This window comes from Paraburkholderia caffeinilytica (genome assembly GCF_003368325.1).
Lineage (GTDB): Bacteria > Pseudomonadota > Gammaproteobacteria > Burkholderiales > Burkholderiaceae > Paraburkholderia > Paraburkholderia caffeinilytica.
Genome location: NZ_CP031466.1, coordinates 664,770 through 681,465, shown reverse-complemented (window position 1 = coordinate 681,465; position 16,696 = coordinate 664,770). Strand labels below are relative to the sequence as shown.

At 63.0% G+C, this 16,696-nt stretch carries 17 protein-coding genes and 1 pseudogene; 12 read left to right on the top strand and 6 right to left on the bottom strand.

The window, feature by feature from the left end:
* The 5 genes from DSC91_RS03050 (at window position 1) to DSC91_RS03030 (ending at window position 4,032) form a co-directional block, all read left to right on the top strand.
* On the top strand, window positions 1-996 hold the full coding sequence (locus tag DSC91_RS03050; protein ID WP_115776770.1) for an ABC transporter ATP-binding protein: 996 nt from the start codon (window positions 1-3) through the stop codon (window positions 994-996).
* Window positions 993-2,069, top strand: coding sequence for an ABC transporter ATP-binding protein (locus DSC91_RS03045; protein WP_115776769.1), 1,077 nt, complete (start codon window positions 993-995; stop codon window positions 2,067-2,069). Before DSC91_RS03050 ends, DSC91_RS03045 begins: the two co-directional genes overlap by 4 nt.
* A gap of 215 nt (window positions 2,070-2,284) precedes the next feature.
* Window positions 2,285-3,094 (top strand): hypothetical protein, encoded by an 810-nt coding sequence (locus tag DSC91_RS03040; protein ID WP_115776768.1) that lies wholly within the window; start codon window positions 2,285-2,287, stop codon window positions 3,092-3,094.
* Between the two features lie 21 nt (window positions 3,095-3,115).
* Window positions 3,116-3,583 carry an Imm50 family immunity protein gene (locus DSC91_RS03035; protein WP_115776767.1) on the top strand — a complete coding sequence of 156 codons (468 nt, stop codon included), beginning with the start codon at window positions 3,116-3,118 and terminating at the stop codon, window positions 3,581-3,583.
* 83 nt (window positions 3,584-3,666) lie between these two features.
* Complete coding sequence (locus tag DSC91_RS03030; protein WP_162831322.1) at window positions 3,667-4,032, top strand: hypothetical protein; 366 nt, start codon at window positions 3,667-3,669, stop codon at window positions 4,030-4,032.
* 142 nt (window positions 4,033-4,174) lie between these two features.
* Here DSC91_RS03030 and DSC91_RS03025 read toward each other — a convergent pair whose 3' ends face one another.
* Window positions 4,175-5,053 (bottom strand): IclR family transcriptional regulator, encoded by an 879-nt coding sequence (locus tag DSC91_RS03025; RefSeq protein ID WP_115776765.1) that lies wholly within the window; start codon window positions 5,051-5,053, stop codon window positions 4,175-4,177.
* A gap of 303 nt (window positions 5,054-5,356) precedes the next feature.
* Here DSC91_RS03025 and DSC91_RS03020 point away from each other — a divergent pair, with 303 nt between their 5' ends.
* The 7 genes and pseudogenes from DSC91_RS03020 (at window position 5,357) to DSC91_RS02990 (ending at window position 12,415) form a co-directional block, all read left to right on the top strand.
* Window positions 5,357-6,448: an ABC transporter ATP-binding protein gene (locus tag DSC91_RS03020; RefSeq protein ID WP_115776764.1), complete on the top strand. Its 1,092-nt coding sequence runs from the start codon at window positions 5,357-5,359 to the stop codon at window positions 6,446-6,448.
* The gene (locus DSC91_RS03015; RefSeq protein WP_115779662.1) at window positions 6,441-7,355 is read left to right on the top strand and encodes an ABC transporter permease; all 915 of its coding nucleotides are present in this window, start codon (window positions 6,441-6,443) and stop codon (window positions 7,353-7,355) included. Before DSC91_RS03020 ends, DSC91_RS03015 begins: the two co-directional genes overlap by 8 nt.
* A 51-nt stretch (window positions 7,356-7,406) precedes the next feature.
* A complete protein-coding gene (locus DSC91_RS03010) occupies window positions 7,407-8,201 on the top strand; it encodes an ABC transporter permease (RefSeq protein WP_115776763.1) in 795 nt (264 codons plus the stop codon).
* A 23-nt stretch (window positions 8,202-8,224) separates the two neighbouring features.
* Window positions 8,225-8,554 (top strand): annotated as a pseudogene (locus DSC91_RS38135) ((2Fe-2S)-binding protein); the annotation flags it as partial.
* Between the two features lie 182 nt (window positions 8,555-8,736).
* Window positions 8,737-10,170 (top strand): FAD/NAD(P)-dependent oxidoreductase, encoded by a 1,434-nt coding sequence (locus DSC91_RS03000; RefSeq protein ID WP_115776761.1) that lies wholly within the window; start codon window positions 8,737-8,739, stop codon window positions 10,168-10,170.
* Window positions 10,163-11,290, top strand: a complete 1,128-nt coding sequence (locus tag DSC91_RS02995; RefSeq protein ID WP_115776760.1) for an NAD(P)/FAD-dependent oxidoreductase — start codon at window positions 10,163-10,165, stop codon at window positions 11,288-11,290. The genes DSC91_RS03000 and DSC91_RS02995 overlap by 8 nt, the downstream gene beginning before the upstream one ends.
* A 78-nt stretch (window positions 11,291-11,368) precedes the next feature.
* On the top strand, window positions 11,369-12,415 hold the full coding sequence (locus DSC91_RS02990) for an ABC transporter substrate-binding protein (RefSeq protein WP_115776759.1): 1,047 nt from the start codon (window positions 11,369-11,371) through the stop codon (window positions 12,413-12,415).
* 117 nt (window positions 12,416-12,532) lie between these two features.
* Here the strand turns inward: DSC91_RS02990 and DSC91_RS02985 are convergent, their stop codons facing one another.
* The 5 genes from DSC91_RS02985 to DSC91_RS02965 all read right to left on the bottom strand — a co-directional run bounded on the left by DSC91_RS02985 (window position 12,533) and on the right by DSC91_RS02965 (window position 16,677).
* The gene (locus tag DSC91_RS02985; protein ID WP_115776758.1) at window positions 12,533-12,832 is read right to left on the bottom strand and encodes a hypothetical protein; all 300 of its coding nucleotides are present in this window, start codon (window positions 12,830-12,832) and stop codon (window positions 12,533-12,535) included.
* Between the two features lie 60 nt (window positions 12,833-12,892).
* Window positions 12,893-13,828 carry a 2-dehydropantoate 2-reductase gene (panE, locus tag DSC91_RS02980; protein ID WP_115776757.1) on the bottom strand — a complete coding sequence of 312 codons (936 nt, stop codon included), beginning with the start codon at window positions 13,826-13,828 and terminating at the stop codon, window positions 12,893-12,895.
* A gap of 204 nt (window positions 13,829-14,032) precedes the next feature.
* The gene (locus tag DSC91_RS02975; protein ID WP_115776756.1) at window positions 14,033-14,998 is read right to left on the bottom strand and encodes a nucleoside hydrolase; all 966 of its coding nucleotides are present in this window, start codon (window positions 14,996-14,998) and stop codon (window positions 14,033-14,035) included.
* The gene (locus DSC91_RS02970; protein ID WP_115776755.1) at window positions 14,995-15,384 is read right to left on the bottom strand and encodes a cytidine deaminase; all 390 of its coding nucleotides are present in this window, start codon (window positions 15,382-15,384) and stop codon (window positions 14,995-14,997) included. Before DSC91_RS02970 ends, DSC91_RS02975 begins: the two co-directional genes overlap by 4 nt.
* Before the next feature lie 15 nt (window positions 15,385-15,399).
* A complete protein-coding gene (locus DSC91_RS02965) occupies window positions 15,400-16,677 on the bottom strand; it encodes a NupC/NupG family nucleoside CNT transporter (protein WP_115776754.1) in 1,278 nt (425 codons plus the stop codon).
* Window positions 16,678-16,696: the final 19 nt, after the last annotated feature.

The window sequence follows — 16,696 nt, the reverse complement described above, 5'->3', positions numbered from 1 at the left end:
ATGCCGCTACTCGAAGTCAAAGACCTGAGCGTGCGCTTCACGCGCCGCGAGGGCGCGCCCGTCGACGCGGTGCAGCGCGTATCGTTTTCGCTCGAAGCGGGCCGCACGCTCGGCATTGTCGGTGAATCGGGCTCGGGCAAAAGCCAGACGGTGATGGCGCTGCTCGGCCTCCTGGCCGGCAACGGCAAGGTGTCGGGCGCCGCGACCTATCGCGGCGAAAACCTGCTGACGATGAACGAAGCCGCGTTGAACAGGATCCGTGGCGACCGCATCGGCATGATCTTTCAGGATCCGATGACCTCGCTCAACCCGTTCCTGACGATCGAACGGCAGATGACCGAGACGCTGCAACTGCATCGCAAGATGTCGCGCCGCGAAGCGCGCCGCCGCGCGATCGAAACGCTCGAATCGGTGCGTATTCCCGATGCCGCGCGGCGCATCGGCATGTATCCGCACGAGTTCTCCGGCGGCATGCGGCAGCGCGTGATGATCGCGATGGCCCTGCTCTCCGAGCCGGAAATCCTGATCGCCGACGAGCCGACCACCGCGCTCGACGTGACCGTGCAGGCGCAAATCATCGAACTGCTGCGCGAACTGAACCGCGAACGCGGCACCGCGATCATTCTGATCACGCACGACATGGGCGTCGTGGCCGGCTTGTGCGACGACGTGATGGTGATGTATGCCGGCCAGACCGTCGAGCAGGCGAACGCCGCTACGCTGTTCGCCGCGCCGACCCATCCGTACACGATCGGCCTGTTGAACGCGCTGCCGCGCCTGACCGACGACGATGACCGCCCGCTGCAAACCATTCCCGGCAACCCGCCGTTGCCCGGCGAAGTCGGCGAGGGTTGCGCATTCGCGCCGCGCTGCGCGTATTGCTCCGATCGGTGCCGCGAGTCGCGGCCGGTGCTCACGGCGTCGCCGACGGCCGCCGACGCGTTGCGCGCCTGCCACCGGCCGGTGCGGGAAATCATGGAGGTACAACACGTATGAACACCACTTCCATTGCAATCCACGGCCAAGGCCAGACTCCGGCAACGCTGTTATCGGTCGACAATCTCAAGGTGCAATTCGGCGTGCAGCGTGGCGGCTTTCCGTGGTCCGGCAAAGCGACGCTGCGCGCGGTGGACGGCGTGTCGTTCACTGTGCGGCGCGGCGAAACCGTGGGGCTGGTCGGCGAATCGGGTTGCGGCAAGTCCACCCTGGCGCGCGCAATCATCGGCCTTGCGCCGGTGGCGAGCGGCAGCGTGCGCTGGCTCGACAAGGAAACCGTGCTCACAGGCACGCGCCGCGATACCTCGCGCTTGCGCCGCGACGTGCAGATGATTTTCCAGGACCCACTCGCCTCGCTCGATCCGCGCATGACGATCGAACAGATCGTCGCGGAACCCTTGCTCACGCATGGCCAGGACATTGCCCGCACCGACGTGCAACGGCGTGTCCTGACGATGCTCGAACGCGTCGGTCTCAACGCGCAGCATCTGCGCCGCTATCCGCATGAGTTTTCAGGTGGCCAGTGTCAGCGCGTCGGGATCGCGCGCGCGCTGATCGGCGAACCGCAACTGGTGATCTGCGACGAGCCGGTGTCGGCGCTCGACGTCTCGATTCAGGCGCAAATCGTCAACCTGTTGCGCGATCTGCAGCGCGAGTTGTCGCTGTCGCTGCTGTTCGTCGCGCACGATCTCGCGGTCGTCAAGGCGATCAGCCACCGTGTACTGGTGATGTATCTGGGACGCGTGATGGAGTTCGGCGACAAGCGCGACGTGTATGGCACGCCGCGTCATCCGTACACGCGTGCGTTGCTGTCGGCCGTGCCGGTGCCCGATCCGGTGGTTGAACGCGCGCGCCGTCATCTGCTGTTGCGCGGCGAGATTGCGTCGCCGCTCAGCCCGCCCTCCGGTTGTGCGTTTCGCACGCGCTGCCCGGATTCGATCGAGGCCTGCGCCAATGAGATTCCGCAGCCTGTCACGCATGGTGCGAGCGCGACACGCGTGGCGTGCATTCGCGTGAACGATGCGCCCAAAGAAGTCCTCGTGGCGGGTCGTCGCGAACCGACAGTAGGATAAGTTCGAACCCACGCCGCCCATTTAGCCGCGGTACGCAAGGACGCGGACCTTCCGCGCAAATTCGCACCGCGAGCGTCGGTTAAGCAATTTGTGAAGGCGCCGCCCATTTTTTCAGGTAACAATCTTCCGCCCGGAACAAGCCGGCGAATATCCCAAAAACATGGACGTCCAGCAATCTGCTAGGTCTACGCCGTCACACGCGACAGGACCAGGCAATGGGCGGCACTGAACTAAAAACGGATTCGCTGCAACGTTGGATGATGTATAGCAAGGATGCCTACGCGAGTGGGCATATCTTTCTTACTCCCGTGCAAAAACAGGCGGTTGAAGAAGGCAAGAAATTCTCGCAAAACGCACATGCCGATATATGGGCCCTCGATGCCGCACTCGTCCAGCGCGTACGCGCGTTCCTCGGGACGAACTTCCATTGGCACCAGCGGTTGGCGGCGAACAGCGCTGACGTCGAGGTTATACAGACCTTGCAGTCCATGATTCGCGGCGAAAGTGTTGTCCTCGTTGCTGAGCAATCGCGGACAGGCGGCGCGCGGATCGATCCAGCGCCTAAACCCAAAGGGTTTCCCAGCTTCCGTGAGGCGTTAATGACGAAGTTGGGTATGTCGTACGACGCTGCAACGGCCTACATGGACCGCTACGACGACATGGTGGACGAGGTTAATACGGTTGCGGCCCGTTATGCGAACGGGGCCGCTGCGTCATTGGCCGATGCCGCGAGCGATTTAACGGAAACCACTACGCCGCTAGGCGATGCGCAACCTTTCGAGTACACGCCGGGCGCGCTCGGTGGCGATACAGAGGAGGTCGCCGCACGCGGGGTTCGCATGACAGGTAATGAAGCGGGCGGGTACCGCGTCAACCCGAATGGCCTCGATGTAGACTACTTCGATTCACGCGGCAACCTTTGCGCCCAATACCACGAGAGCCACGGGAAAGCGCACGGTCATAATTTTGATACCGGGGTGAGAGATGACATTCATCTGCCAATGTCACCGATCAACTGCAGGTAGAGCCTATTGCAAGGGGAAACAATGAGCATCGAAGGTAAGACGTGGGGCTGGGAACTGGCGAGGAACAGCGGCTTGCTCGTTAAGATTTTTGGAGACTACCCATCCTTTCACGACTCCGCCGTGACGACGTTCTCGTTGCAGAGAAAGCGACGTTCATGCGATGGCCTGGACTCAAAGCCGCTGCCGACTGGCCGCGCGCGTTATTTAGTCGATCTCCAGCTTGAGGTGCTGCACGATCGCTATGCGGCTCCTCGCATTGATGGAGGTCCCGACTATCTGGTCGTGTTAGATATCCTGGATATCCGAGGTTCGGAGATCGATGTAAACGCCATGCTCGAAGAAGCCTCGATTATGGAGATTTCTTTATCCGATGCGCTCGACGATTTGATCCGATTCGACCTTGAGCCCAATATCGGACTCGATATCCGCTTAACCTGTAAAGAGGTCGTCGTCAGCGCTATCCGACCATACAGTCGCAGTGAATTTTAAGCCTTGCAGCTGGTACACGCCGGGTTAGCCGAAGGGTAATCCATTCGATCTGGTAAAGACCCCGAACAACTGCGAGCTGGTACGTGATGATCAAAAAACATGAGTCGTTCCACGACTGGTATTTGCTGGGCGTTGCCGCCGACCTGGACATCGGCGAGGTGGAGCTACGTTTGATGTTCGACAACAAGAAGGACTACGCACGCGTGATTTTCAAAGGGGCATCGAGGTGTCTCGTGAACGATTTTCTGATACAGAACATCATTTACTCGATGGAAGTGCTAACAGATTTTGAAGCGGACGAGTATAAGCAAGCGCTCGGTGCACTCGATAACTCGTACTCCTGGGGACGCAATAAACCCAGGAAGAACATCGCGGCAATCACAGCTACGCTTGGCGCTGAGTTGTTCATTGAGTTTGATTCGCTCGCGGTCGAATCCATCCCTCGCTGATGTTCGAAGGATTGTGCTCCGTATGGCAACCGCAGAGGTCAGGATAGGCCTATGTTCAACGTTCTTTTAGGGCGGAAGATGGGTCTGTCCGCACGCTCCCACATCACGTTTCGACTCAACGTGACGCCCTTTTCGTCTCCGCCTACCCCGTGATCCGCTCAGTCGTCATGGTGCGCGACAAACCATGCATAGGCCGGCGCAACGCGACATCGAAGGGATTGGTTTGCGGGCCGATCGCGTCCGCCTGACGGCGCAGCAACTCGACCACCATCGGCAGGCGATCGTCGCCGAGACGCGCCGCCAGCGTGCCGACGCTCAACGCCGCCACCGCCACGCCGGTGCGATCCAGAATCGGCACCGCCACCCCCGCCATGCCGTCGAGCACCCCGCTATTGCGGCCCGCGTAACCGAGTTGGCGCACGCGTTCGATCTCGGTGCGCAAATACACTTCGTCGAGCACGCCATAGCCGCGAATGCGCGGCACGTTAAAGCGAATGATCTCCTCGCGCTCCGCTTCGGGCAGGAACGCGAGAATCGCCAGGCTCCCCTGACCCACGCCCAATGCGACGCGCCCGCCGATATCGCCAGTGAACGAGCGAATCGGAAACGGCCCTTCGCAGATGTCGAGACACACCGCGTCGAAACTGCTCTTGACCAGCAGGAAAATCGTGTCGCCGAGACTCGCGCACAGCCGCAGCAACGCGGGACGGCACAGCGTGCGCATGCCGCTGGGATTGCCGGCCTGCGCGGCGAGCGCAAAGAAATCCACACTCAGCCGATAGAGCTTCGAAGTCTCGTCCTGCTCGACGATGCCTTCTGCGATCAGCGCATGAAGAATGCGGTGCACCGTGCCTTGCGTCAGACCCACCGCTTTCGCGAGACGCGTGACGCGGCCGCCGTCGGGTTGCGCTTCGGATAACGCGCGGATCACGGCGAAAGCGCGCTCCAGCATCCCGGGGCCAGGCGCACTGCCCGCATCGCCCAGCGCAGGATCGGCATCTCGTTTAGCGGCAGCATTCATCTCGGGTGCTCCAAAATATTTCATTGAACGGAATACTATATAGGGTTTTATCCCTGAGTGGAATATTCCCGGCACATCCGTTCCATTTGCGCTTCGCTCTAAATCATAGGGATTTTCCTAAGACCATACAGCGGAACAGTTGCAGTTAGCCCCATCCGATATCTTCCATCCAACGGAATTTATTCCAATCTTATATCGCTAAACGGAATTTGAAATTGACGCCACGTAATTTGGCTGGATAGAGTCGGCTTCATCGAGGCAGTTGCCGATTGAACCGGTGTCGATCCATCCAAAGGCCAGATCATGTCGTTCCTCACACTCACGGACGTTGCGAAATCGTTCGGCGATCTGCAGGCAGTCGCCGACGTGAACCTGTCGGTTGAAAAAGGCGAGTTCGTTTCGCTGCTCGGACCGTCGGGCTGCGGCAAGACCACCACGCTGCAGATGATCGCGGGCTTCGTCGAAACGACGCACGGCCGCATCACGCTCGACGGCCGCGACATCACGCACATGAAGCCGAACAAACGCGGCCTCGGCATCGTGTTCCAGAGCTACGCGCTGTTTCCGCACATGTGCGTCGCGGACAACGTCGGCTTCGGTCTGGAGATGCGCAACATCGACAAGACCGAGCGCAAGGAGCGCGTGCGCGAAGCGCTTTCGCTGGTGCGGCTCGATACGCTCGCGCACCGCTTCCCGCGCGAGTTGTCCGGCGGTCAGCGGCAGCGCGTGGCGATTGCCCGTGCGATCGTGATCGCGCCGCCCGTGCTGCTGCTCGACGAACCGATGTCGAATCTTGACGCCAAACTGCGCGAGGACATGCAGTTCGAACTGCGCGCCATTCAACGCAAGATCGGCACGACCACCATCATGGTCACGCACGACCAGTCGGAAGCGCTGTCGATCAGCGACCGCGTGGTGGTGATGGAAGCCGGCCGCATCACGCAGATCGACACGCCGTACGAAGCCTACGAACGGCCTGAAAACAGATTCGTCTCGCAGTTCATCGGCAAGGCGAACATGCTGGCGGGCAAGGTGGTGGCGCGCGACGGCGACGCGATCCGCATCGACCTCGGACACGACCTCGCCGAGACCGGCCACACCGCGCAACTGCCGACGCGCGAACGTGCGATCGGCGTCGGCGATGCGGTCACGATGTGCATTCGTCCGGAAAAGCTGCGCCTGTGCGCGCCGGACGCGGGACGTCTGGCGGCCACGGTGACGAGCCGCTTCTTCCTCGGCAGCCAATGGCTGTACCGCGTGGACAGCCGGCTCGGCGAAGTGCTGGTCTGCTGCCAGAACGAAGGCACCGAGCCGCTGCTGGAAGGCGCGGCGGTCGGTGTCGACTGGAACAGCGAGGCGATCCGCTTCATCCAACGGGATGCGCATCATGGCTAGTACGCTGCCCGCTTCGAACGACAACAGCATGAAAACCGGCACTGCGCGCCGCGCGCCGTGGCAGGCGTTCCTGCCGTTGTGGCTGATGTGCGCGCCGGCGTTCCTGCTGTTTGCGACGCTTGTGCTGGTGCCGCTCGTGATGACGCTGGTGCTGACCTTTTACCGCTTCGATCCGGCGAGTGGCCCGCTCGCCGCATTCCAGCTCGGCAATTACGCGGAAGTGCTGAACTCGTCGTATTTCCACACGATCTTCCTGCGCACCTTCGGCATCGCGTTTCTGACCACCCTGCTGTGCATTGTGATCGGCACGCCCGAAGCGTACGTGCTGTCGCGCATGCGCGATCCGTATCGCTCGATGTTCCTGCTGATCATTCTCGCGCCGCTGCTGGTATCGGTCGTGGTGCGCGCGTTCGGCTGGAGCATGCTGCTCAACAGCAACGGCCTCGTGAATCAGGCGTTCGGTCTCGTCGGACTGGGACCGTACAAGCTCGAATACACCACCTTCGCGATCGTCATCGCACTGGTGCATGTGATGCTGCCGTTCATGGTGATTCCGGTGTGGACCGCGTTGCAGAAGCTCGACCCGCAAACGGAAAATGCCGCGCTCTCGCTGATGGCATCGCCCGCCACGACCTTGCGCCGCATCGTGCTGCCGCAACTCACGCCTGGCATCCTGTCGGGCAGCCTGATGGTGTTCGGTCTGTCGGCGAGCGCATTTGCGATTCCCGGCCTGCTCGGCGGACGGCGCCTGAAAGTCGCCGCCACCGCCGTCTACGACGAATTCCTCGGCTCGCTGAACTGGCCGCTCGGCGCGACCATCGCGCTCCTGTTGCTGGTCGCGAATCTGATCGTGATGCTCACTTACTACCGGGTTCTGGAACGCAAGTACGCCAGGAGCCTGGGTTAATGCATCGGCTCGTTCTTCGGCCCATTCATCTGCTCACTGAGTAAGATCATCATGAGAAAAAACGGCCCCATTGCGCTGATTTTCCACACGCTCGTCATTGCGTTCGTGCTTGCGCCGCTGGTGATCGTGGTGCTGGTCGCCTTCACGCCCGACGAAACGCTCACGCTGCCCACCCACGGCGTATCGCTGCGCTGGTTCCGTGCGATCCTCAACTACCCAGACTTCATCTCGGCGTTCTTCAACAGTCTGAAGCTGGCGTTTGCCTCGGCGACGCTGTCATTGATCGTGGCCTTGCCCGCGGCGCTGGCGATCGGCCGTGCCCGCTTTCCGGGCCGCGGTTTCCTCAACGGCTTACTGCTGTCGCCATTAGTGATTCCCGGTCTCGTGCTCGGCATCGCCCTGTTGCGCTTCTTCGCCCTGATCGGCGCGACCGGTTCGTTCGCGTGGCTCGTGCTCGCGCACATGATCATCATCACGCCGTTCGTGATGCGGCTCGTGCTGGCCTCCGTCAGCGGCTTCGACCGCAGCGTCGAACATGCCGCGCACTCGCTCGGCGCCGATGCATGGACCACCTTTCGCCGCGTCACCTTCCCGATGATTCTGCCGGGTATTACCGGCGGCTGGCTGCTCGCGTTCATCAACAGTTTCGACGAGCTGACCATGTCGATCTTCGTCACCTCGCCGCAGACCGTCACGCTGCCGGTGCGCATGTATATGTACGCAACCGAATCGATCGACCCGATGATGGCCTCGGTCTCCGCCCTGGTGATCTTCATCACGGCCGGCGCGATGCTCTTGCTCGATCGCGTGTATGGGCTCAACCGGATTCTGATCGGCCAGCACTGATGTCTTCTACCGCCCTCTCTCACATGCCGTCGAGTTTGCCGTCCTCCGAACCCGCCGCGCCGACACGTGATGCGCAATTCGTTCGCGTTGCGGAGACGCAGCGTGAACCGCTCAGCTTCTTTATCGACGGCCACGAGGTCGCCGCGCTGCGAGGCGATACGCTGCTGACCGCCGTCCTGATGCATCAACGTCGCGTGCGCGAAAGCGAATTCAGCGGCGCGCCGCGCGCCGGCTTCTGCCTGATCGGCGCGTGCCAGGACTGCTGGATGCGGACCGAAGAGGGTCTGCGGTTGCGCGCGTGCTCGACACTGGTGACGCCTGGCCTGCGGGTGGTCACGCGGTTTGCTGAAGCGGCTTCTGTTGTTGTTCCTGCGGCTGTTCCTGCTGCTGTGCCCGCTGCTGTGCCCGCTGATGTGCCCGCTGCCACTGCGCCGGCCGCTGCCGTCCCGTACGCCTCTACCGCTTCTGCCGCGACTGCCGCGACTGCCGCTACCTCTGCCGCTACCTCAGCCTCAGCCGCAAACGGAGACCCGCAATGAGCGGCGAACACCGCGTGGTTATCATCGGTGCGGGACCGGCGGGCGTGCGCGCCGCCGAGACACTCGTCGCAGCCGGCGTCAGGCCGATCGTGCTGGATGAAAACGCCCGCTGGGGCGGACAGATCTATCGTCAACCGCCAGAGAATGGCGCGTTCCAGCGCTCGAAGAAAGCGCTCTACGGTTTCGAAGCGCATAAGGCCGACGCGTTGCACACGACGATGGCCGCGCTGCTTCCGCACCTCGACTATCGCCCCGACACACTGGCGTGGGCCTGCGCGCCGGGCCGCCTCGATGCGCTGCACGCGGGACGCGAAATCGGCGTGCCGTTCTCGCATCTGATCATCGCGAGCGGGGCCACCGATCGCGTGCTGCCGGTGCCGGGCTGGACCCTGCCCGGCGTCTTTACGCTCGGCGCGGCGCAGGTTGCCCTGAAGGCGCAGGGTTGCGCGATCGGTCAGCGCGTGGTGCTGGCAGGTACGGGGCCGCTACTCTATCTCGTGGCCTATCAGTACGTTAAAGCGGGCGCACAGGTGGTGGCCGTACTCGATACGAGTCCGTTGTCGCAACAGATCGCCGCAGCGCCGAAACTCGCACGCCAGCCAGCTACGTTCGCCAAAGGGCTCTACTACGTCGGCTGGCTGACAATGCGCGGCGTACGGATCGAGCGCGATGTGAACCTGATCGGTATTCGTGGCGAGGAAGGCGTCAGCGCCATCGAATGGCGTTCTTCAAGCGACGGCTCGAAGAGCGACACACTCTCGTGCGACGCCGTGGGCATCGGCTTCGGGTTGAAACCTGAAACCCAGCTCGCCGATCTCGCCGGATGCCGTTTCCGCTTCGATGCCCACAATCGTTGCTGGCTACCCGAACTCGACGCCGCCGGCCGCAGCTCCGTGCGCGGCATCTATCTGGCGGGCGACGGTGCGGGCATTGCCGGCGCCGACGCCGCCGAACTCGCCGGCCGGCGCACCGCGCTCGCGCTACTCGACGACCTCGGCATCGCGCATCCACGTGGCCCCGGCATGCGCAACGCAGCGTCGCTCGCGCGCAGCCTGCAACGTATCGCGGTGTTTCGCCAGGGTATCGAAACGGCCTTCGCCCCACCCGCAAAATGCGCGACGCAATGGCCCGACGACATGACAGTGTGCCGCTGCGAAGAAATCGACGCAGGCACCTTGCGGCGCTGCATTCGCGGTGGCGAGGCGAACGAGATCAATCGTCTGAAAGCCCTCACTCGCGTCGGCATGGGCCGTTGCCAGGGACGCATGTGCGGCGAAGCGGCACTCACGCTGCTTGCGGAAGAAACCGGCAAGCCGCTCGGCGCCGTCGGTCGCTTGCGCAGCCAACCGCCTGTCAAGCCGATTCCACTATCGCCCGCGATGATTGCCGACGACGTCGCCGACATTCCCGAGGAGGCGCGCGATGAGTGACACCTTGCACTACGACGTCGCGATCGCGGGCGGCGGCCTGGTCGGCTCGTCGGCGGCATTGGCGCTCGCGCGGCGCGGCTTGCGCGTGGGCCTGTTCGAGCGGCGCTATTGCGGCGCCCAGGCAAGCGGCGTGAACTACGGCGGCGTGCGCGTTCAGGGACGGCCGGCCGAACAGATGCCGCTCGCCATGCGTGCACGGCGCATCTGGGACCGCTTGCCCGAGCTGATCGGCATCGACGGCGAATTCACCGTGTCGGGACATTTGCGGCTCGCGCGCAGCGAAGCCGATCTTGCCGCGCTCGAAGCCTGGGCGGCCATGGCACGCGGCCATGGCCTGCAAGCGCAGGTACTCAGCGGCGCCACGTTCCGGCAACGTTATCCATGGCTGGGCGCGGCGGCGATCGGCGGCTCGCTTTGCGCGACCGACGGTCACGCGAATCCGCGCCTCGTGTCGCCCGCGTTCGCGCGTGCCGCGCGAGCCGCGGGCGCGGACGTACGCGAACAAACCGCGCTCACCGAGATCCATCACGACGGCACACGCTTCCAGTTACGCGCGGGCAATACGCGCATCAGCGCCGACTGGCTGATCAATTCCGCCGGCGCATGGGCGAATACAGTCGCCGGCTACTTCGGCGAAACCGCACCGATGAAGCCGATCTATCCGAACATGTGGGTCACCGAGCCGCTGCCGCACTTCATCACGCACAACCTCGGCGTGTACGGCGGCGGCATCTACGCGCGGCAGGTGGCGCGCGGCAATTGCGTGATCGGCGGCGGCCGCGGACATGGCGACGGCGAATACGGCCAGCCGTCGACGGAAACCACCCGTGCCGTGATGCGCGATGCCTGCGCCCTGCTGCCGCCGCTGCGCGAGGCGCTGCTGATCCGCACATGGAGCGGCGTGGAAGGCGAAACGCCCGACAGCAATCCGATCATCGGCGCGAGCCGCGCGGTGCCGCGCCTGTTGCATGCATTCGGTTTTTCGGGCGGCGGGTTTCTGCTGGCGCCAGGCGTCGGCGACCTACTCGCGGATCTCGTGATCGACGGCGCGACAGCCACGCCGCTGGACGCTTTCTCGATCAATCGCTTTGCTGCTGTTGCCGCGCGATCCGCCGTCTAGTTCCCGCTTATCGACTTGCTATCGCTTATCGCCTTGTCGTCGCCTCGTTATCGTTCAATGAAACCCAGGAGCCTCTCAATGAAACTGTTCAAGACGATCGCGGCGCTGGCCGCATTGTGTGCATTCGGTGCGGCCGCGCCGGCTTGGTCGGAGACCAGGACCATTTATATCGGCATGAACGGCGGTCCGATGGAAAAGGCTTATACGAGCCAGGTTCTGCCCGACTTCGAGAAGGCCAACGACGTCAAGGTGGTCGTGGTGCCCGGCACTTCGTCGGACATTCTCGCCAAGCTGCTCGCCAACAAGGCCAATCCGCAAATCCACGTGGTGTTTCTCGACGACGGCGTGATGGCGCGCGCGGTCAGCATGGGCGTGTGCAAGAAGCTCGACGACTCGCCGGTGCTCAAGGAGCTCTACCCGTTCGCGCGCATGAAGGACGACATGGGCGCGGGCGTGCAACTCGGCATGACCGGCATCGCGTACAACAAGAAGCTGTTTGCTGAAAAAGGCTGGGCGCCGCCGACTTCGTGGATGGACTTTGCCGATCCGAAGTACAAGGGCAAGGTGGTGTTCCAGTCCGCGTCGAGCAGCACCTTCGGTCTGCACGGCTTTCTGGCAATCAACCGTTTGATGGGCGGCAGCGAGCAGAACGTCGAACCGGGCTTCACGAAGTGGGCCACGACGGTTGGTCCGAACGTGGTCGAGTATGTGCCCAACTCGGCGAAGATTTCCGAAATGGTCCAGACCGGCGAAGCGGGCCTCTTCCCGTTGACGCCGACTGCCGTGGGCGATCTGCAGGACAAGGGCATTCCGGTCGGCTATGTGAGTCCGAAGGAAGGTTCGGTCCTGCTGCTGGTCGATCTGTGCGTGGTCAACAACAACCCCGATCCGCAACTGGCGCAGAAACTCGCGCAGTTCCTGCTTTCCGCGCCGGCTCAGACCAAGGCCGCCGAAGCCGGCAAGCAGATTCCGACCAACCGTCTCGCGAAGATGACGCCGCCGATGCAACAAAGCCTGGGCAACGTCGACGATCTGGTGAAGAAGGTAACCGTGGTGGATTGGGACACGATCAATGCGCATCGCGCGCAGTGGGATACGCGCTGGAACAGGCAGATCGAGCGTTAAGCCTGCTGGCGCATTTCGGCGTGCCGGCAATCGGCATGGCCGCGCTGCGCTTCTCCGCCTCCACGAGACGCGCGCCTTGTTGGCTTCAAGGCGCGCGCTTTCGTTTCTGGCGTTGCATCAGAAGATCACCGAAATCGCCACGCCCAGCCAGATCGACAGGACGCCGGCAAGAAACATGTGCCTCGCAATACGGATGCGGGCGTCACTGGTTTCCGGTTCGACCGGGCTGGTCGCCATCCACGGCACGAGACCGAGGCAGCCGAAGCCGATCATCGCAAACACGAAGACAAAGACGTCGGATACATGCCATTTCGACTGTTCGTACAAGCCCCAGTAGCCGAGAAAGACGATGCCGATCGAGAAGATCGTCGCTGAGGCAGCGCTGAGCGCGGGTACGGATCCGGTTGGACTCGGCATTGCTTCACCTCCGAAACGTTAGCCTGCTGTGGCCGTCCCCATTGCCCGCGTTCTAGTCATTCAGGATGTGCGGGTCTGCCTCACTTCATACGTCTTCAGATGACTATAGGCGATGCGCAACAGCGACAAGCCGTGCTCGCCCTTCTGTGCATCGCCGCCGCGCGAGATCAGATCGCCGAGGATGTGATCCGCCTCGGTATGCGAGTGGTTTTCGACGTCGCGCAACATCGAAGCCGTCAGCGGCGACGGCGTAAAGAGCGTTTGGGTCGCCCGCGCGTCGAAGTCCGGGCCCATCGTAAAGCCGTTGTGCTCCGCGACGCCGCGGCACTCGCCAAGCAGGTTTTCGACAATGCGCTTGCCGTCCGGCGCAGCCAGAATATCGCCGACCGAACCGCGCATCAGGCACGTACTGGCCGCCAGCGTGGCCAGGAACACCCACTTCTCCCACATGCGCAGCAGGATGTTGTCGCTCACCACCGTATCGAAATTCGCAACGGCCATCGCGTCCGCGATCGCCTCGACGCGCTCGGACGTGCCGCCTTCCAGTTCGCCGAAGGTGATCGCGTGCGTTTCGTTCAGATGCATGATGTGCTGCTCGGGACTGAGTGTCGCCGCGATCACGCATTGACCGCCGAGCACGCGCGACGCACCGAACTTTTCCTTGAGCACGTCGATATGGCGCATGCCGTTGAGCATCGGCAGAATCAGCGTCGATTCGCCGACCAGCGGTGCGAACGAATCGATCGCGTCGTCGAGACTGTAGGCTTTGCAGCTGAGCAGCACCAGATCGAACGGCTCCGCGCCGACACCGGCAAGTATCGTCTTGACGTCAGGCAGCGTGAGGTTGCCGCGCACGCTGTTGATCACGAGACCGTCACGCGCGAGCTTTTCCGCGCGGCCCGGACGCACGAGGAAGGTCACGTCCTGGCCCGCCGCCGCGAGACGTCCGCCGAAGTAGCCACCCACGGCGCCCGCCCCTACTACTAGAATTCGCATCTTTTGCCTCTTGATAGATGTGGATCACGCGCGCCGCGCCAGTGTGCAAAGGCTTCGAGGACCGCGTGTGCAGCACGTCTGCAGAAATGTAGCAAAGATTGACTATATGCATCGGCCACAATGCCCGGCCGGTTTGCTGCATTGCACTGCGGCCGCACCGCACTTACGTCAGATCAATCGCCTCGGCAACTTCGCGAGACCGTCCTACAGCGTGCCGCAAATGGTGCGCTCGTAAAGCGCGAGCATTCCGGGCACATCCACGCCGAGGCAGACTGCGCACTCGGGCCGGCCGTCCCAGTCCGGCGCGGGCACCGGCATCGTAGAAGGCTTCTGGATGGCCTGGCCCACCGCGATGCCATCCGTCAGCACGCGCACCGGGCCGCTGCGGGTCGTATAGAGATGCGGCGCCAGCACATAGGCGACCGCCGACGAGTCGTGCACGTAAATGCCCTTGAGTTGCGCGCTTTGCTCGTGAAACGCTTCATAGTGCCGCGACACGTCCCACACGAACTGCCCTGCCGCACCGCCACGATCGCGCAGCGACGCCAGATAATCCTGGCTCATGATGGTGCGCTGCGTGACGTCGAGCCCGACGATCGCGACCGGCCACGGCGCACCGAGCACAATGTCGGCGGCATCGGGGTCGCCCAGGATGTTCGCTTCGGCGGCCGGCGTCACGTTGCCGAGCACGCCGTCCGTGCCGAACGCACCACCCATGATGACCACCTGCTTGACGAGCAAGGCGATCTGCGGATCGTCGGCCAGCGCCAGGGCCAGGTTCGTGAGCGGGCCGACTGCGATCAACGTCACTTCGCCAGGATGCGCGCGCACTGTGTCGATGATGAAGCGATGGGCGGGGCGCGCGTCGAGCGGCGCCTCGAAATCGGCTTCGATTGCGATGTTGCCAAGCCCGTTATCGCCGTGAATCCACGCAAGCGGCTCGGGTGCCGCGCGCTTGAGCGGTGCGGCGGCGCCCTGCGCGACCGGCACGCCCGGCGCGAACCGTCCGGCCAGGAAACGCGCGTTGCGCGTGGTGGTCCCGATCGTGGCATTGCCGAATACGCTCGTCAGACCGAGCAATTCGATGTCCGGATGCAGCGCCTGAAACACGAGCGCCATCGCGTCGTCCACACCGGGATCGGTGTCGTAGATCACCTTGTGCTGGCTCATAGATAGAACGCGTCCGGCAATTGTTCACGCGCGGTGGTGTCGCGAGTCGCGCCATGCAGATTGCCGAGGCGGATCGGCAATTCCGGGCCGCCCAGTTCGATGATCACCTGACGGCACGCGCCGCAGGGCGCGATCGGTCCGTCCGTGTCGCCGATCACGGCAAGCGCGGCGAACTGGTCGCGCCGATAGCCCGCGGCAATCGCGCTGAAAAACGCGGTACGTTCAGCGCAATTGCACAGCCCGTACGAGGCATTCTCGACGTTGCAGCCGTCGAATACCGTGCCGTCTTTGGTCAGCAGCGCGGCACCGACCTTGAACTTCGAATAAGGCGCATAGGCCTTTTCTCGCGCGACACCCGCGCGTTCCAGCAGTTGTTCCATGTTCATGCAACGATCCTCAATTCAATTCAGCGTCAGGAACATGCCCGCAATCGTGGCGCTCATCAGGTTCGAGAGCGTCGCGGCGAGCACGACGCGCAGGCCATAGCGCGCGACCTCGGCACGGCGATCCGGCGCGACGGCGCTAAAACCGCCCGTCAGCACCGCGATCGATGCAAAGTTCGCAAAGCCGCACAACGCAAACGAGAGAATAGCAAGGGTACGCGGATCGAGCGCCTGCAAGCCGGCCGCGCTCACGCTTGCGGCATCTTTCAGATACGGCGACAGCGACGCGTAAGCGACGAATTCATTCAGAATGATCTTCTGGCCGAGAAAATTGCCGGCGATGGCAGCCTCGCTCCACGGCACGCCAATCAGGTACGCGAGCGGGGCGAAGACCGTCCCGAGCACCGACTGCATCGACAGTTGCGGATGCCCGAACCAGCCGCCTATCCCGCCCACAATGCCGTTGAGCAACGCGATCAGACTGACGAACGCGATCAGCATGGCACCGACCATCACGGCGATTTTCAGGCCCACGGTCGCGCCGGAACTTGCCGCTTCAATCACATTCGCGGGGCGCTTTTCGTCGAAGCTGAGGTCCTCGAGTTGCACGCGGCTCGCTTCGGTGGTCGGGTGAATGATCTTGGCGAACAGCAGGCCGCCTGGCACTGCCATGAACGACGCGGCCAGCAGATATTCAATCCGCACCCCGAGACCGGCATAGCCCGCCAGCACCGAACCGGCAACCGCCGCCATGCCGCTCGACATCACCGCGAACAGTTCGGCCCCGGTCATGTCGCGCGTGAACGGTTTGACCACGGCCGGCATTTCGCTTTGGCCGAGGAAGATCGTCGTGACGGCTGAGAACGACTCGAGCTTCGATACGCCGAGCAGCTTCTGGAATACCGTGCCGAGCACGATCACGATCCAGCGCATCAGGCCGATGTAGTACAGCACGGAAATCAACGCGGTCACGAAGATGATGGCGGGCAGCACCCGCACGGCGAACACGAAGCCGCCGTCGCCGAAGACCTGGAACATCTTCGATTGCACGAGGCCGCCGAACAGGAACTCGATGCCCGCGTTGCCATAGCCGAGTACGTGATTGACGCCGGACGCGGCCGCCGCAAGGACTGTCTTTCCGACTGGCACGAAAAGAATGAACGCGCCGATGCCGATCTGCGCAAGCAGCGCCGCGCTTACAGTCCGTAAGCGAATGGCGCGCCGGTTGGTCGAAAAGATGAAAGCGATGAGTAGCAGGACAGCAATACCGAGGATGTTCCGAGCGATCAGTGCCATGTTTCGTGGTCTTCTTGTG

What these genes read in the sequence shown, in the direction of transcription:
- DSC91_RS03050 (WP_115776770.1), top strand. Translation starts at nt 1, where the DNA reads ATGCCGCTACTCGAAGTCAAAGACCTGAGCGTGCGCTTCACGCGCCGC.
- DSC91_RS03045 (WP_115776769.1), top strand. Translation starts at nt 993, where the DNA reads ATGAACACCACTTCCATTGCAATCCACGGCCAAGGCCAGACTCCGGCA.
- DSC91_RS03040 (WP_115776768.1), top strand. Translation starts at nt 2,285, where the DNA reads ATGGGCGGCACTGAACTAAAAACGGATTCGCTGCAACGTTGGATGATG.
- DSC91_RS03035 (WP_115776767.1), top strand. Translation starts at nt 3,116, where the DNA reads ATGAGCATCGAAGGTAAGACGTGGGGCTGGGAACTGGCGAGGAACAGC.
- DSC91_RS03025 (WP_115776765.1), bottom strand. Translation starts at nt 5,053, where the DNA reads ATGAATGCTGCCGCTAAACGAGATGCCGATCCTGCGCTGGGCGATGCG.
- DSC91_RS03020 (WP_115776764.1), top strand. Translation starts at nt 5,357, where the DNA reads ATGTCGTTCCTCACACTCACGGACGTTGCGAAATCGTTCGGCGATCTG.
- DSC91_RS03015 (WP_115779662.1), top strand. Translation starts at nt 6,441, where the DNA reads ATGGCTAGTACGCTGCCCGCTTCGAACGACAACAGCATGAAAACCGGC.
- DSC91_RS03010 (WP_115776763.1), top strand. Translation starts at nt 7,407, where the DNA reads ATGAGAAAAAACGGCCCCATTGCGCTGATTTTCCACACGCTCGTCATT.
- DSC91_RS03000 (WP_115776761.1), top strand. Translation starts at nt 8,737, where the DNA reads ATGAGCGGCGAACACCGCGTGGTTATCATCGGTGCGGGACCGGCGGGC.
- DSC91_RS02995 (WP_115776760.1), top strand. Translation starts at nt 10,163, where the DNA reads ATGAGTGACACCTTGCACTACGACGTCGCGATCGCGGGCGGCGGCCTG.
- DSC91_RS02990 (WP_115776759.1), top strand. Translation starts at nt 11,369, where the DNA reads ATGAAACTGTTCAAGACGATCGCGGCGCTGGCCGCATTGTGTGCATTC.
- DSC91_RS02985 (WP_115776758.1), bottom strand. Translation starts at nt 12,832, where the DNA reads ATGCCGAGTCCAACCGGATCCGTACCCGCGCTCAGCGCTGCCTCAGCG.
- panE (WP_115776757.1), bottom strand. Translation starts at nt 13,828, where the DNA reads ATGCGAATTCTAGTAGTAGGGGCGGGCGCCGTGGGTGGCTACTTCGGC.
- DSC91_RS02975 (WP_115776756.1), bottom strand. Translation starts at nt 14,998, where the DNA reads ATGAGCCAGCACAAGGTGATCTACGACACCGATCCCGGTGTGGACGAC.
- DSC91_RS02970 (WP_115776755.1), bottom strand. Translation starts at nt 15,384, where the DNA reads ATGAACATGGAACAACTGCTGGAACGCGCGGGTGTCGCGCGAGAAAAG.
- DSC91_RS02965 (WP_115776754.1), bottom strand. Translation starts at nt 16,677, where the DNA reads ATGGCACTGATCGCTCGGAACATCCTCGGTATTGCTGTCCTGCTACTC.